This window comes from Rhizobium rhizogenes NBRC 13257, assembly GCF_000696095.1.
GTDB lineage: Bacteria > Pseudomonadota > Alphaproteobacteria > Rhizobiales > Rhizobiaceae > Rhizobium > Rhizobium rhizogenes.
In genome coordinates this window covers 29,798-44,243 of record NZ_BAYX01000010.1, presented here as the reverse complement: position 1 = coordinate 44,243, position 14,446 = coordinate 29,798, and the positions used below count along the sequence as shown (strand labels likewise).

Annotated in this window: 10 protein-coding genes; 5 read left to right on the top strand and 5 right to left on the bottom strand. The window is 63.0% G+C overall.

Features of this window, described 5'->3' with window-relative positions:
• Positions 1–10 precede the first annotated feature (10 nt).
• Both RRH01S_RS22485 and mmsB read left to right on the top strand, forming a co-directional pair.
• Complete coding sequence (locus RRH01S_RS22485) at positions 11–1,069, top strand: enoyl-CoA hydratase/isomerase family protein (protein WP_034520228.1); 1,059 nt, start codon at positions 11–13, stop codon at positions 1,067–1,069.
• 22 nt (positions 1,070–1,091) lie between these two features.
• Positions 1,092–1,973, top strand: a complete 882-nt coding sequence (gene mmsB, locus RRH01S_RS22480; RefSeq protein ID WP_007695679.1) for a 3-hydroxyisobutyrate dehydrogenase — start codon at positions 1,092–1,094, stop codon at positions 1,971–1,973.
• A gap of 2 nt (positions 1,974–1,975) precedes the next feature.
• On the opposite strand, the gene RRH01S_RS22475 is transcribed toward mmsB, so the two are convergent.
• Positions 1,976–4,045 (bottom strand): ATP-dependent helicase, encoded by a 2,070-nt coding sequence (locus RRH01S_RS22475; RefSeq protein ID WP_034520231.1) that lies wholly within the window; start codon positions 4,043–4,045, stop codon positions 1,976–1,978.
• A gap of 263 nt (positions 4,046–4,308) precedes the next feature.
• On the opposite strand from RRH01S_RS22475, the gene RRH01S_RS22470 reads away from it, so the two are divergent.
• Positions 4,309–5,181 (top strand): SMP-30/gluconolactonase/LRE family protein, encoded by an 873-nt coding sequence (locus RRH01S_RS22470; RefSeq protein WP_034520233.1) that lies wholly within the window; start codon positions 4,309–4,311, stop codon positions 5,179–5,181.
• A 72-nt stretch (positions 5,182–5,253) separates the two neighbouring features.
• Here RRH01S_RS22470 and secD read toward each other — a convergent pair whose 3' ends face one another.
• From secD to RRH01S_RS22455, 3 genes are all read right to left on the bottom strand, one after another.
• A complete protein-coding gene (secD, locus tag RRH01S_RS22465; RefSeq protein ID WP_042474305.1) occupies positions 5,254–7,812 on the bottom strand; it encodes a protein translocase subunit SecD in 2,559 nt (852 codons plus the stop codon).
• A gap of 93 nt (positions 7,813–7,905) precedes the next feature.
• Positions 7,906–8,325: a hypothetical protein gene (locus RRH01S_RS22460; RefSeq protein WP_034520237.1), complete on the bottom strand. Its 420-nt coding sequence runs from the start codon at positions 8,323–8,325 to the stop codon at positions 7,906–7,908.
• 15 nt (positions 8,326–8,340) lie between these two features.
• Positions 8,341–10,194, bottom strand: coding sequence for a cation:proton antiporter domain-containing protein (locus RRH01S_RS22455; RefSeq protein WP_042474303.1), 1,854 nt, complete (start codon positions 10,192–10,194; stop codon positions 8,341–8,343).
• A gap of 37 nt (positions 10,195–10,231) precedes the next feature.
• Between RRH01S_RS22455 and RRH01S_RS22450 the strand changes: the two genes are divergently transcribed.
• The gene (locus RRH01S_RS22450) at positions 10,232–10,549 is read left to right on the top strand and encodes a helix-turn-helix domain-containing protein (protein WP_042474299.1); all 318 of its coding nucleotides are present in this window, start codon (positions 10,232–10,234) and stop codon (positions 10,547–10,549) included.
• Here RRH01S_RS22450 and RRH01S_RS22445 read toward each other — a convergent pair.
• The gene (locus tag RRH01S_RS22445; protein WP_042474296.1) at positions 10,546–12,042 is read right to left on the bottom strand and encodes an ArnT family glycosyltransferase; all 1,497 of its coding nucleotides are present in this window, start codon (positions 12,040–12,042) and stop codon (positions 10,546–10,548) included. The genes RRH01S_RS22450 and RRH01S_RS22445 overlap by 4 nt on opposite strands.
• Positions 12,043–12,776: 734 nt before the next feature.
• Here RRH01S_RS22445 and RRH01S_RS22440 point away from each other — a divergent pair.
• A complete protein-coding gene (locus RRH01S_RS22440; RefSeq protein WP_034520239.1) occupies positions 12,777–14,420 on the top strand; it encodes a globin-coupled sensor protein in 1,644 nt (547 codons plus the stop codon).
• Positions 14,421–14,446: the final 26 nt, after the last annotated feature.

Sequence of the window (14,446 nt, the reverse complement as noted above, 5' to 3'; positions counted from 1 at the left end):
GGAGATTCGAATGGACAGCACGGACGAGGTCATCATCGAGCGCCGGGGATCGGCGGGTCTCATCCGCCTCAACCGGCCGCAGGCGCTGAACAGCCTGACATTGCCGATGATCCGGGCGATTGCGACGGCGCTGGATGATTTCGCTGCCGATCCCTCCATCGCCAGCGTCATCATCAAGGGGGAGGGCGAACGGGCCTTGTGCGCCGGCGGGGACATCCGCCTGCTGCACCAGAGCGGCAAGGAAAAATCGGATGGCGCCGAGACCTTCTGGCGCGAGGAGTTCCGTCTCAACCATGCCATTGCCCATTATCCCAAGCCTTATGTGGCGCTGATGGACGGCATCACCATGGGTGGCGGCGTCGGTCTCTCGGCGCATGGTAGCCACCGTGTCGTCACCGAGCGCACGCGGCTTGCCATGCCCGAAACCGGCATCGGCTATTTCCCCGATGTCGGCGCCACCTGGCTGCTGTCGCACATGCCCGGCGAAACCGGCACCTGGATGGGTTTGACCGGTCTCGCCATCAATGCCGCCGATGCCATCCATGCGGAGTTGGCCGATCATTCCATTGCCTCTTCGGATTTGCTGGCCTTGATCGAGAGGATCGCTGCGCTGCCTTCCGCCGCATTGCCGACAGATGTGCACAGGGCAATTGCAGGCCTGGCTCTCGATGCCGGCGAAAGCCGTCTTGCTGCCAACCGCGATGCAATCGACCGGGCTTTGGCGCATGACACGGTCGAGGATATCCTGCAGGGGCTAGCGCGTGAGCCCGGCGATTTCGCCGCTGAAACGGCTGAGGCGATCCGCACCCGCTCGCCGACCAGCCTGAAATTGACCTTGCGGCTTCTGCGTGCCGGCCGGGCGAGCGCCAGCCTTGCCGAATGCCTCAATCGTGAACTCGGTGCCTGCCTCGGCATATTGTATAATCCGGACTTCTACGAAGGCGTGCGTGCCGCTGTCATCGATAAGGACCGTAATCCGAAATGGTCGCCGGCAAGCCTTGCTGATGTCGATGCCGCCGCCATCGAGCGCTTCTTCGTACCGGCGCAACCGCCGCTTTTCGCAGCGTAAGAGAGAATGGGAGGAGAGCATCATGACACGGATCGCATTCATCGGGCTCGGCAATATGGGTGGCCCTATGGCCGCCAATCTGGTCAAGGCCGGCCACGCCGTCATCGGCTTCGACCTCTCGCATGACATGCTGAAGGCAGCGGAGGCGACGGGCGTCAAGGCCGCAAGCGTGCTGACCGAGGCACTGGCGGACGCCGAAGCCGTCATCACCATGTTGCCGAAAGGTCAGCACGTGCTAACCGTCTGGACCGACATCTTGCGCTCGGTGCCGAAGGGCACCTTGCTGATCGACAGCTCCACCATCGATGTCGACAGCGCCCGCAAGGCGCACGCCATGGCCGGGGATGTCGGTTGCCTGTCGCTCGACGCGCCGGTTTCCGGCGGCACCGGCGGCGCGGCGGCGGGAACGCTCACCTTCATGGCCGGCGGCTCGTCGGAGAGTTTTGCGGCCGCCAAGCCGCTTTTGGAAGTGATGGGAAAGAAGATCGTCCATTGCGGCGATGCCGGCGCCGGCCAGGCTGCGAAGATCTGCAACAACATGATCCTCGGCATTTCCATGATCGGCGTCTGCGAAGCCTTCGTTCTCGGCGAAAAGCTCGGCCTCTCGCATCAGGCGCTGTTCGACGTCGCCTCGACATCTTCAGGCCAATGCTGGTCGATCAACACCTATTGCCCGGTGCCGGGCCCGGTGCCGACGTCACCCGCCAACAACGACTACAAACCCGGCTTTGCGGCGGCGCTGATGCTGAAGGATCTGCGCCTGTCGCAGGAAGCGGCATTGTCGAGCGGCGCATCGACGCCGCTGGGCGCCGAGGCAGCACAACTCTTCGCGCTGTTCGAAAAGCAGGGCAATGGCGGCCGCGATTTCTCGGCGATCATCGAGATGTTCCGGGAGTTAAACTGACGTCACCGCCACATGCCGCGCATCCGCGCGCCGACATCGACGCGCACCTGCCGCGCCTGGATCGCGGCGGGGCTGTCTGATCGCGCCTGCGGCCAGCCGCAGACTTCGAAGAACTGCAGCAAAGTCACCGGAATGAAGCGGGTACGCGAGGCGAAGACGTGCCGGTCGCCCTGCGAGTGCTGGCCGTGGGTGAAGAAGCGTTGCGGGATGACCAGGTCGAGGCCGTCCTTGGCGCGGGTCATCGCGACATAGAGCAGCCGCCGCTCCTCCTCGATCTCGGCGGATGATCCGACGGCGAGGTCGGCCGGGATGCAGCCATCGACAGCGTTAAGGAGGAAGACCTTCGTCCATTCCTGACCCTTGGCGGAATGAATGGTCGAGAGGATGAGATAGTCCTCGTCGAGCAACGGCACGCCGGCCTGGTCGCTGGTGGCATCCGGCGGGTCGAGCGTCAGTTCGGTGAGGAAGCGCTCGCGCGAGCCGTAGCCGCCGGCAATCTGCTCGAGCTGGATCAGGTCGGCCTGCCGCGTCGAGGCATCCTCATGCGCCCGTTCCAGATGTGGTTCGTACCATTGCCGCACGAGGCCGATTTCGGCCGGCCAGCCGGCCTTGCCGCTCTTCAGCTCCTGCATGGTCGCAACGAAACCCGTCCAGTCCTCGCCCGAGCGCGGCGGTGCCGGAAACTCGGCAAGAGCCGCCATCGGGCTGGCCTCTTCGCCGATATGGTCGAGCACGCGCTGCGCGGTCGAGGGGCCGACGCCCGGAATCAGCTGCATCAGCCGGAAGCCGGCGACGCGGTCGCGCGGGTTCTGGGCAAAGCGAAGGGCGGCCAGCATATCCTTGACATGGGTGCTGTCGAGAAACTTCAGTCCGCCGAATTTGACGAACGGAATGTTGCGGCGGGTCAGCTCGATTTCCAGCGGCCCGCTGTGACTTGAGGTGCGAAACAGCACGGCCTGCTGCTTCAGCTTCGCGCCGCTCTCGCGGTTTTTCAGCACCTGGTCGGCGATATAGCGCGCCTGATCGGCCTCGTCGCGCACCGTCACCAGCCGCGGGCGTTCGGCGCTCTGGCGCTCCGTGCGCAGGTTTTTGGTGAAGCGTTCGGAGGCGAGGTCGATGACCGCATTGGCGGCGGCAAGGATCGGCTGCGTCGAGCGATAGTTACGGTCGAGCGTGACGATATTGGCTGATGGCGTGAAGGCGGTGGGGAAATCGAGAATGTTGCGCACCGTCGCGGCGCGAAAGGAATAGATCGACTGCGCATCGTCGCCGACCACGGTCAGCCCCTGGCCATCGGGCTTCAGCGCCAGCAGGATCGACGATTGCAGCCGGTTGGTATCCTGATATTCGTCGACCAGCACATGGTCGAAGCGGCCGCCAATGTCTTCCGCGATCAGCGGTTCGTGCAGCATGTGCGCCCAGTAGAGCAGCAGGTCGTCGTAATCGAGAACGTTCTGCGCCTGCTTGGCCTCGACATAGGCGGCAAAGAGGTCGCGCAGCTGCTTGTCCCAAGTGGCGCACCAGGGGAAGAAATCGCGCAGCATCTCTTCGAGCGGCGCTTCCGAATTGACGGCGCGGGAATAGATGGCAAGGCACGTCCCCTTGGTCGGGAAGCGGCTTTCCAGTTTGGAGAAGCCGAGATCGTGCCGAATGAGGTTCATCAGGTCGGCACTGTCCTCGCGATCATGGATCGTGAAGGCGGGGTCGAGGCCGATCTGCTCGGCGTAGTCTCTGAGAAGCCGCGCGCCGATGCCGTGAAACGTGCCGGTCCAGGCGAGCGCGTCGGCCATGATGCCGGCATTGGCGCCGAGAATCTCGCGGCAGATGCGCTCGACGCGGCGGCCCATTTCGGCGGCGGCGCGTCGGGAAAAGGTCATCAGCAGGATACGGCGGGGATCGGCGCCCTTGACGATCAGATGTGCGACGCGGTGGGCGAGCGTGTTGGTCTTGCCGGAGCCGGCGCCGGCAATCACCAGCAGCGGCCCGGCAATATGGCTGCCTTCGACCGTGGTGCCGTGCTCCACCGCCAGCCGCTGCTCCGGGTTCAGCTTTTCCAGATAGGCGGCGCTCATGGGCTCTCCTGAAGGCTTCGCACGGCAGGCGCGCGAATGCGGAATCGGCGGCGAATCACGATCGCAATCATATCCGAATGTTCGATGAATGTTCCCAATTGTCCAAAACTGTCAAGTTCGGCCGGTTTTACACGCCGATGTGACCTTCCCGCCGAGGAACTACTTCAGATTTAACGAATGCCTGCTCGAAAACGGCCTTTTGCGTACTTATGTAACATTTGTGACAGTCGATTTTTGGAGCGCAGAGGTGAGGGGTCCCGAGCATGAACGAGACAATCGCCACCGGATTGCGCCAGCCTGGAGGGCCGGTTGGTCTGCCGGATGGGCGCGTCGCGCTGGTGGAGATGGGCGACAGTCGCCGCTGCCTGAGCGTGATTGCCGCCAACGGGACACGTCATGAGGTCTGCCGACCCGGCGGCCTGCCAAGCGGCCTCGCTGTCGATGGCAACAATTGCTTCTGGGTAGCCGGCGGCTCTGAAAATTCCCTGGTTCGCCTCTCGCCGGAAGGCCGGACGCTGCAGGTCATCGAAGGCGGCAGCGACGGCCCGTTTCTGTATCCGAACGATCTTGCCTTCGGCCCGGACGGCTTGCTCTATATGACCGATTCCGGTGTCCGCGCCTCCGATCTGCACGAAGGCTCCGATATCAATCCGGATTTCTTCCGAGCTCCCTATAATGGCCGCGTCTATCAGATCGACCCCGGCGAGGGCCGCGTGTTGCGGGTGCTCGCGACCGGCCTGCTCCATGCCAGCGGCATCGCCTTCGGTTCGGACGGGCGGCTCTATTACAGCGAGACCCTGACCGGGAAAATCCATCGTCAGGTCGTCGGCGCACGGCAGGAGCTGTTTGCACAGGTGATACCGACGCCCGCCGTCACGGCGCTGCGCGGCCCTGCGGGCATGGCCTTCGATCGCGATGGCGTGCTTTATTGCGCGCTCTACGGGCTGGGCGAAGTCTGCCTGATCGATCCCGCCGGAAAGATTACCGGCCGGATCCGCACCAACGGCATGCGGCCGGGCAACATCGCTTTCACGCCCGACGGAAAATATGCGCTCATTAGCGAGCAGGAAAACGGTGCTTTGGAAAGAATAGTGGCGCCACGTCCGGGGCTGCCGCTGCATATGCCGTCCATCTAGAGCGATCTAGCCTGAAGACTGCTTGGACGTGCCCGGAGACCGGGCACGTCCTCATTCATGTCGATCCGCTGCTTATTCGGCGGCCGGGATCTGCTTGTTGTCCTTGCCGGATTTCTCGTCAGCCGGCGTTGCATCGTTGGCAACCGCTTTGGCATGGCGGCGGCGCCAGTCGCCGAGGAAGAGCAGGATCGGCGCGGCGATGAAGATCGACGAGGCGCCAGCGACAAGTATGCCGAACACCATCGGGATCGCGAAGCTGGAGACGGCGCTGCCGCCCCAGATCGCCATCGGCACCAGCGCCAGGAAGGCGGTGGCGTTGGTATAGAGGCTTCGCGCCAGGGTCTCGTTGATCGACTTGTCGATGATGTCGCGCAGCGGCATCGACTTGTAGAGCCGCATGTTTTCACGCATACGGTCATAGACCACAACCTTGTCGTTCACCGAGTATCCCACAAGCGTCAGGATCGCGGCGATGGCCGTCAGGTTGAAATCGAGGCCGGTGATCGCGAAGAAGCCGATCGCCTTGGTGACGTCGAGGACCAACGTGACGATGGCGCCGACCGCGAACGGCCATTCGAACCGCACCCAGATGTAGACGAGCATCGCCAGGCTGGCGATCACGACCGACAGGATGCCGGCCCAGGCAAGCTCGCCCGAGACCTTCGGACCGATGACATCGGTGCCTTCAATGGTCGCGGCTGGGTCGATCTTGGTGATTTCTGCCTTGAGCTTGGTCACCGCGGCTGTCTGTGCCTCTTCGCCGCCGTCCTGGCGCTGGGCGCGGACAAGGATACTGTTGTTGTCGCCGAAAGACTGCAGTGAGATTTCGCCGAGGCCGAGTGTGTTCAGGCCCTCGCGGAACGTCGACAAGTCGGCCGCGTCCTTGGTCTTGACCGACATCTGGATGCCGCCGCGGAAATCGACGCCGTAGTTGAGGCCCGGATGGATGAACAGTACCACCGAGGCGATCGACAGGATCGCCGAGACGGTGACGCCAAAGAAGCGGGCCTTCATGAAGTGAATGTGCTTGTCATAGGGGCTGAAGGGGATCAGCGGCCTGATGTTGAGCACCTTCAGCTTGCGGCGACGGGTGATGGCGATCATCACGACGCGCACGAAGGCGACGGAGGTGAACATCGAGATAATGAGGCCGAGACCCATGGTGACGGCAAAGCCGCGAACCGGGCCGGAGCCAAAGTAGAACAGGATGGCAGCCGCGATCAGGGCTGTCATGTTGCCGTCGATAATCGTCGAATAGGCCTTCCTGAAGCCGTTATCGATGGCGGCGAAGGCACCGCGGCCCTTGCGGGTTTCTTCGCGGATACGTTCGTTGATGAGAACGTTGGCATCAACCGCAAGGCCGATACCGAGGACGATGCCGGCGATGCCGGGCAGCGTCAGCGTGGCACCGACCAGTGTCAGGGCCGAGAAGGTCAGAATCGTGTGGATGAGCAGTGCAATATTGGCGAGGATACCCCAGGCGCCGTAGAGTACGAAGATGAAGGCGGCAACCAAGACGAAGCCCACCAGGCCGCTATAGATGCCCTTCTGGATCGCATCGGCGCCGAGGTCGGCGCCGACGGTGCGTTCTTCGATGACCGTCAGCTTGGCCGGCAGGGCGCCGGCGCGCAGCAGGGCTGCGAGCGTGGTGGCGCTATCGGCGGTGAAGTTGCCGGAGATCTGGCCCGAACCGCCGGTGATCGGCTCGCGGATATTCGGTGCGCTCAGCACCTTGTTGTCGAGCACGATGGCGAAAGGCTTGCCGACATTTTCGCGGGTGATTTCCGCAAAGCGGTTGGCGCCGGCGCTGTCGAAGCGGAAGGTGACCAGTGGCTCATGCGTGTTCGGATCGAAGCTGACGCGGGCGTCGGTCAGGCGGTCGCCGGAAAGCTCGATACGATCGAGCACCGGATAGCTCTGGCCCTGCTCGTCCTTGAGGATCGTGACGCCGGGGCCGGGATTGTTCGGATCGACATTGTCGGCGAGCAGATGGAAGGACATCTTCGCGGTCGAGCCGAGAAGCTCGCGCAGGCGCGACGGGTCCTGTGCGCCTGGAAGCTGCACGAGAACGCGGTTGGGACCGACGCGCTGGATGGTCGGCTCGGCGACGCCCACCTGGTCGACACGCTTGCGGATGACTTCCAGGCTCTGCTGGACGGCGGAATCGACGTTGCTGGCGATACCGGCCTTCGAGAAGGACATGGTGATCGCGCCGGCGTTCGGGGCGATCGTCAGGTCGGACTGGCCGGCTGAAAGACCGGATGTGATCGTGTTGGCAAGCGTCTGCAGCTGGGTCACCGCATCGCCGCTCTGCGTCGGATCGGTGAGCGTTACGACGATCTGGTCGCCGTTGCGGACGATCGAGCGGGTCAGGATGTTCTTGTCGCGCAGGACGCGGCGCGAATCCTGCTGCAAGGATTGCAGCCGGCCGTTGGTCAGATCCTTCTCATCGACTTCGAGGACGAGATAGGAGCCGCCGCGAAGGTCGAGGCCGAGTGGTACCTGGCTATGCGGCAGCCAGTTTGGGATTTTGCTGAGGGTCGACTGCGGAAGTACGTTCGGCAAGGCAACGAGAAAGCCAAGCACGATGATCACCGAGTAGAGTGCCACCAGCCATCGTGAAGTGCGCATGGGTATTATCCTTGGAAATACACTTATGCCCGCGGCGGGGCCGCTGGCGGACGTAGGTCATGTCGGGGATGCGCCGATGGGCGCGTTAACCGGTCAGACGAGGCTGGCCGGCGGCGCGCGGGCGAGATAGGCGCGAAATGTAAAGATTTCCGGTCGCGTGACGTCGCCGCGATCGCGCGGCTGCCACGGGTCGATGAGACGTCCGAAAGACGGAATGGCCGCGAGCGTTATCGGCCCGATATCGTGCCAGGTGGCTTTCGGCAGGGCCGAGCGGTCGGCGACGACCATGCCGCGCAACGGATCGCGCTGGGCGATGTAAAGCGGTTGGCTGTCCCTGCCCGAGGAAAAGGCTTCCGCATCCGCCCGCGCGGCGAGATTGATGCCGCCACCGAGCGCCAGTCCGAGATAGGCGAAGAAGGCGACGAACAGCGAGGCGATCACGCGCGTTCCGGCGTGGTGCGTCCTCTCATCGTTCTCTTCGTTGTCGGCGGCGCCGAATTCGAACGGGTTCAACGGTTATAAAGGCCTTCATTCCTTCGTCGGAGCAGGTTCCGACGGTTCGGTCATGATATCAGGACGCTCCGCGTCTTCATAGTGCGGCCTGTCATGATGCACTTGAGCCAACCGGTCAACCATGCCCAGCGCAATTTCCCGCTCTCCCATGATGACGGTATCGGCGCCATATTGCTTGAGCACGTCGATTTCAGCGTCGGAATGGGCGCGAGCGACGATCAGGATCGATGGGTTGATGGCGCGCGCCTGTTCCGCCGCACTGCAGGCTTCGAAGGTGTTGGGGATGGCGATGACCAGACTGCGGGCCTCGGCGATATTGGCATATTCGAGGGTCTTCGCGGAGGCGGCGTTGCCGTAGATCGTCTCGATCTCCGCCAGCTTCAGCTCGGCGATGCGCTTTTCTGCATCCTCGATGACCACGAAAGGCGTTCCGGATGATTTGAGATTTTCCCCGACGATGCTGCCGACGCGGCCGTAACCGATCAGGATGGCGTGGCCGGTGAGCGTAACCGTGCGCTCCTCCTCGTCGACAGCAACGGGGGAGGGCTGCTCGGCAGCGGCCGGTGGAGCTTCGCTTGCCGAGGGTTGCTCAGCCTGCGCGGCGGGCTCGACCACCTCCGGTACTTCGCTCGGGCGCTTACCGTCCAGTCTCTTCCGCAGCCAGTCACACGCGAAGAAGACAAGCGGATTGAGGATGATCGAGATGATCGCGCCGCCGAGGATCAGGTCGCGGCCTTCGCTTGGCAATAGGCCGAGCTCGACGCCGAGGGCGGCGAGGATGAAGGAGAATTCGCCGATCTGCGCCAGACTGGCCGAGATGATCAATGCCGTACTCATCGGCTTGCGGAAGGCCAGAACAATGAAGAAGGCGGCGGCAGATTTACCGATGATGATGATGAACACCGTCGCCAGCAGCGGCAGAGGGTTTTCGATCAGGATGTTGGGGTCGAACAGCATGCCGACCGAGACGAAGAACAGCACGGCGAAAGCATCGCGCAGCGGCAGGCTTTCCTGCGCCGCCCGGTGGCTGAGCTCGCTTTCCGCGAGAATCATGCCGGCGAAGAAGGCGCCGAGCGCCAGCGATACGCCGAAGAGTTTCGCGGCCCCGAAGGCGACACCGAGCGCGATGGCAAGAACGCCGAGGCGGAAGAGCTCGCGCGAGCCGGTATGGGCGATGCGATGCAGGATCCAGGGAATGACCCGCCGGCCGACGACCAGCATCAGTCCGACGAAGGCGGCGACCTTGAAGAGCGTCATGGCGATGATGCCGGTAATGCCCATGTCGAGACCGAACAACCGGTTGAGGCCGGCCGATAGCGGCTCGACCGCGCCATGGCCGTTGCCGGAAATGCTGGCGGCGGCGGGAATGAGGACGAGGGCCAGCACCATGGCCAGATCCTCGACGATTAGCCATCCAACGGCGATCTTGCCGCGCTCGGTCTCGATCAGCCGCCGTTCCTGCAGGGCTTTCAACAGAACGACAGTCGAGGCGACGGAGAGCGCTAGGCCGAAGACCAGGCTGCCGCCGAGCGGCCAGCCCATCAGCGCGCCGAGCCCCCAGCCGAGCAGGGTGGCAAAGCCGATCTGGACGATGGCGCCGGGGACGGCTATGCCGCGCACCGACAGCAGGTCTTTCAGCGAAAAATGCAGGCCGACGCCGAACATCAGGAGAATGACGCCGATTTCAGCGAGTTCAGGTGCAAGACCTTGGTCGGCGACGAAGCCCGGCGTATGCGGGCCTGCAAGCACGCCGGCGATGAGATAACCCACAAGCGGCGGCAGTTTGAATCGATTGGCGATGGCGCCAAAAATGAATGCCAGCACAAGGCCCATGACGATGGTCGAAATCAAAGGCGTGTCGTGTGGCATGAGCCATCTCCTCGATACTGGAAATCCCGCGTAGTTTATGACATATTTGGCTTATGTTGACCAATATGGGTGGTTTCTGGTTGTGAATCAAGGCAATAAACCAATGATTCTCACTCCTGCGCTCTGCCGAGCGGCGCGTGGGCTGCTGGACTGGACACAGTCGGACATCGCGGAAAAGGCCGGCGTGTCACGAAGCACGATTCGTGACTATGAGGGCGGCCATCATGATATTCACCGGGCAACGGAAGCGCAATTACGCCTCGCCTTCGAAGAGGGCGGCGCCGTCTTCGCGGAAATGCCGGAGCTTGGCTGGGGCGTCTGTCCACGTCGCGCCCCGAAGCAGGGCCAGGACTAGGGAGCGGGCGTGAGGCAGGCTGGCGAAACGCGATAGGCGTAGATCGTCTTGCCTTTCTTGTAGCCGAACTCGGGCGACCAGCTCTTGATCAGTTCCGATCGGCCAGCCGTGCAATCGAGCGGTCCGTCGTCGACATAGAGCACATCAGCGGTCGTATTCGAGGGCAGCGAGAAATTCTGCTCGTAATAGCTCTTGGGGAAGCCGCCGAAATTGCGGGCATGGATGCGATAGGGCTTACCCTTCAGCGTATAGAACAGGTCGGCGAGAATATCCCGGTCGCTGGAGACGATGTCGGGCAAGTTCGCCTTGGTCGCGATATCGGCGACCTCCAGGCTGATGGCGCTGCGGCCGACATAGCGCTTCATCACCAGATCGCCGTTCGGCAGCTTGATGTCATAGGCAAGGACAGTGAGCACCGGCAGCAGGAAGGCAACGACGGCGCCGATGATCAGCGAAACGACGAGGCCCTTCTTCGTCAGGCGATAGAGAATCCAGACGGCGAGGATGGTGCCGGCTGCATAGGCAGCGACGGCCCAGTTGGCATAGGCCTTGGCGAACAGCGCCTGCAGCGTGATCATGGCGACGACTGGAACCGACAGCCAGATAAGCAGCTTTTCCCTATCGTCGCTTTTTCCGCGGATTAACCGCCAGGCGGCCCAGAGCATGGCATAGAAGATGACAGGGCCGACGACGCCGAATTGCGCGCCGAGGAAGCCGAGCCCGCCGAGCAGATGCTGCACCAGCCCGCCGCCGCTACCCCCGCCATTCCACCGAGCGATGCTCTCGGTATGGCGCACCGTCGCCGCGTCATGGGCGAAGTTCCACCAGAGGTTAGGGAAAACGACGATGGCGCCGACGATGGCGGCGATGAACACGTCGCGCCAGGCAATGCGCGCCGAACGCAAGGTCAGCATGGCGATGCCGACGCCCGGCAGCAGAAAAAGCACGGAATATTTCGTCAGAAAGGCGATGCCAAGGCTGGCGCCGAGGATCAGCGCCTCGAGGAGGGACGAGCGCCGGGTCAGGCCGAGAAAGGCCCAGATGGCAATGGTGACGAACAGGATCTGGATCGTATCGGTCGATACCAGCACCGCCGACAGCGAGGCGGCCGGCAGGGTGACGAAGATGACGCCGACCCAAGGCGCGATCTCTTCTCCCGTATCTCCGGCAAACAGCCGCCGCGTGGTCAGCATCAGCATCAGCGCGGTGGCAAGATGGAAGAGCGGCGCGGAAACGCGGATCCAGAAGGTCGAGTCCGATCCCGATATCGCATTGAAGAAACGGATGACCCAGGCGATCATCGGCGGCTTGGAATAATAGCCGAAATCGAGGTTCTGTCCCCAGAACCAGTATTGCGCCTCGTCGACGAACAGATCTGTCCTGTTGAAGACGAGCATGATCACGCGCCAGAGCGTGATGCCGAAGATGATGGTGAAAGCAAGCCGCAGCGAAAGTCTCTGGTGGCTAGATTCGGAATTGGTCGTGTCGGACATTGACAGGTCGATCTCGGTGCCGGGTCGTGGGGCTTCATACGGAACTATCGAGCTCGACGCCAGCTCCCGATGCGCGGGAAAGACGGCGGAAAGCGCGGCGCGATGCCGCGCACATAGGACCCTTTCATGGGGGATATGTGTCGCCTATGGGCGTTGGAAAGGAATTTTCAGAGTACCCGCGGGGAGCTCTTCACGCGCACCTCTTCGAGGCGGCTCAGAAATGTGAAGGCGGCAAGCGTCATGCCGGCGGTCAACAAGGCAGTCAAACCAAGAACAATCATTGCTCTCTCCACGTCGACATCGAAGGTGTCTCTACTTGCAGGATTAAAGCATGAAGCTTGCCCGTGACTTGCGGGCGGCCCCGGTTTTACTCGAATCGGCCAGTGAGCGAAATTGAACCGGGAACAGTTCAAATTAAAACGGAGGGTCCGACGACGGCTATTAACCTTCAAGCAAGGAATTAACCATAAACATGGAAGCTGCACGTCGGAATGGGACAATTGTTACTCGTTCTCACCAGGCATGAAGCCGCCCCGTCGTACCGGGCTCGATCCGGTATCAATCTCATCAAACAGGTCCGGGAACAGACTTTGATGAACGAGCGAGCTTCAGTGTGCCGCGATCAATCGATCGACGGCGACCTCCGCCCTTTCTCGTCCTCTCATAGCGTCTGAACCCGATTATCAGCGGTTTCGCCGGGGCTCTTTGCGCCCGGCAGTTCGGCAGGGACGATTTTGGCGCAGGATTCGCCGTCAGATCAGGCAGGGCGGACGCAGGCGGGAAGCCTTCGCGATCGCTTGCGTTTTGCGGGGCTCGCCGCCGAGCAATGCGAGATCGTGCGCCGCAATCGGCCGATGCTCGAGACTCATCTGAAAGCAGGCTTGCGCGATCTCTTTCACCGTTTCCAGACCTTTCCGGACGCCGCGCGCAATTTTGCCAGCGAGAGCCAGCTCGAACGGCTGCAGGATCTGCAATCCTCGCATTGGGACGTGCTGACGGATGCCCGCTTCGACAGCCTCTATGCGGAGCGCGTCAAGGTTCTCTCCGACAGCGAAAGCAAGATGGGGCTCGACCCGCGCTGGCACGTCGCCGGCCATGGCGTGGTTCTGGAACATATTCTGGCCGGCATCGTCGAAGAGATGGGTGGCCGGGCCGTTTTGCCGGGAACCAAGCGCCGCGCTCGTGAACTGAGCGAGCTGGTCAAGGCTGCCGTCCGTCTTGTCATGGTCGATGTCGAAATCGCGGTATCGCTGCGCTTCAACGAGCTGCGCCTCAATCATCAGCGTGCGCTGGCCGATCAGCGGGCCGCCGATCAGGCGGAAGTGGCCGGTCTCTTCGCAGATGTCATCCAGGGTCTTGCCGAGCGCGACCTCACCGTTCGCATGCCGGCCGACGCCCCGCCCGCCTACACCGAACTGGTGGAAGCGCTGAATGCCGCGCTGGACGATATCCAGCAGCAATTTACGGCCCTGTCCGGCGGCATACAGGCGGCCGAAGCGACGACGAATGCCATCGCTCGCGATTCCCGGTCCCTTGCGCAGGATTCCACGGAACAATCCAAGGGGCTCGCCACCTCCGCGAGACAGCTCGCTGAGCTTGCCGAGCAGATCGGCGGCAATGCGACGAGCACCCGGTCGGCCGAGCGCGCCGCCGCCTCCACGCGCGTTGCGGTGGAAGACAGCGGTCAGGTTGTCGGCCAGGCCATCTCCGCCATGGCCGACATCGAGACATCGGCCGAAAAGATCGGCCAGATCATCGGCGTCATCGACGAGATCGCATTCCAGACTAACCTCCTGGCTCTCAACGCCGGTATCGAGGCGGCGCGTGCCGGCGACAGCGGCCGTGGCTTCGCGGTCGTCGCCCAGGAAGTCCGCGCTCTCGCGCAGCGCTCCGCCGATGCCGCCCGCGAGATCAAGGTGCTGGTGACAGGCACCAAGGCGCAGGTCGACGCCGGCGTGCGGATGGTCGGTCGTACGCAGGAGGCGATCGGCAGTATCGTGCGCCAGGTGACCGATATCAACGACGCCATCTCCGGCATCGCCGCCGCCACCGACGAACAGGCCGCGGGCCTGCGCAGCGTGACTGTCGAGATCGGCAGTCTCAGCGAACGCGCTTCCGCTGCCCGCAGCCTCGCCGGTCGTTCGCAGGAGGGTGCCGATCACCTCCATGACACCATCCTCGACCTCGGCCGCACGATCCGCGAGTTCCGCCTTGAGCGCGAACGGCGCCATGCCGTGGCGCCGCGTTCGGCGGTCGGCGCGCAACGTCTGCCGGCCCCCAGGCGCGACGACGTCTTCGGCCTGCGTCAGGACGATGATGTCGAATTCGATTTTCCGCCTCGCAGGGCAGCAGCCGGGGGCGAACGGAATGCCTATTGACCACTCTATTACATGTGAATGCGGGC

What these genes read in the sequence shown, in the direction of transcription:
- RRH01S_RS22485 (WP_034520228.1), top strand. Translation starts at nt 11, where the DNA reads ATGGACAGCACGGACGAGGTCATCATCGAGCGCCGGGGATCGGCGGGT.
- mmsB (WP_007695679.1), top strand. Translation starts at nt 1,092, where the DNA reads ATGACACGGATCGCATTCATCGGGCTCGGCAATATGGGTGGCCCTATG.
- RRH01S_RS22475 (WP_034520231.1), bottom strand. Translation starts at nt 4,045, where the DNA reads ATGAGCGCCGCCTATCTGGAAAAGCTGAACCCGGAGCAGCGGCTGGCG.
- RRH01S_RS22470 (WP_034520233.1), top strand. Translation starts at nt 4,309, where the DNA reads ATGAACGAGACAATCGCCACCGGATTGCGCCAGCCTGGAGGGCCGGTT.
- secD (WP_042474305.1), bottom strand. Translation starts at nt 7,812, where the DNA reads ATGCGCACTTCACGATGGCTGGTGGCACTCTACTCGGTGATCATCGTG.
- RRH01S_RS22455 (WP_042474303.1), bottom strand. Translation starts at nt 10,194, where the DNA reads ATGCCACACGACACGCCTTTGATTTCGACCATCGTCATGGGCCTTGTG.
- RRH01S_RS22450 (WP_042474299.1), top strand. Translation starts at nt 10,232, where the DNA reads ATGACATATTTGGCTTATGTTGACCAATATGGGTGGTTTCTGGTTGTG.
- RRH01S_RS22445 (WP_042474296.1), bottom strand. Translation starts at nt 12,042, where the DNA reads ATGTCCGACACGACCAATTCCGAATCTAGCCACCAGAGACTTTCGCTG.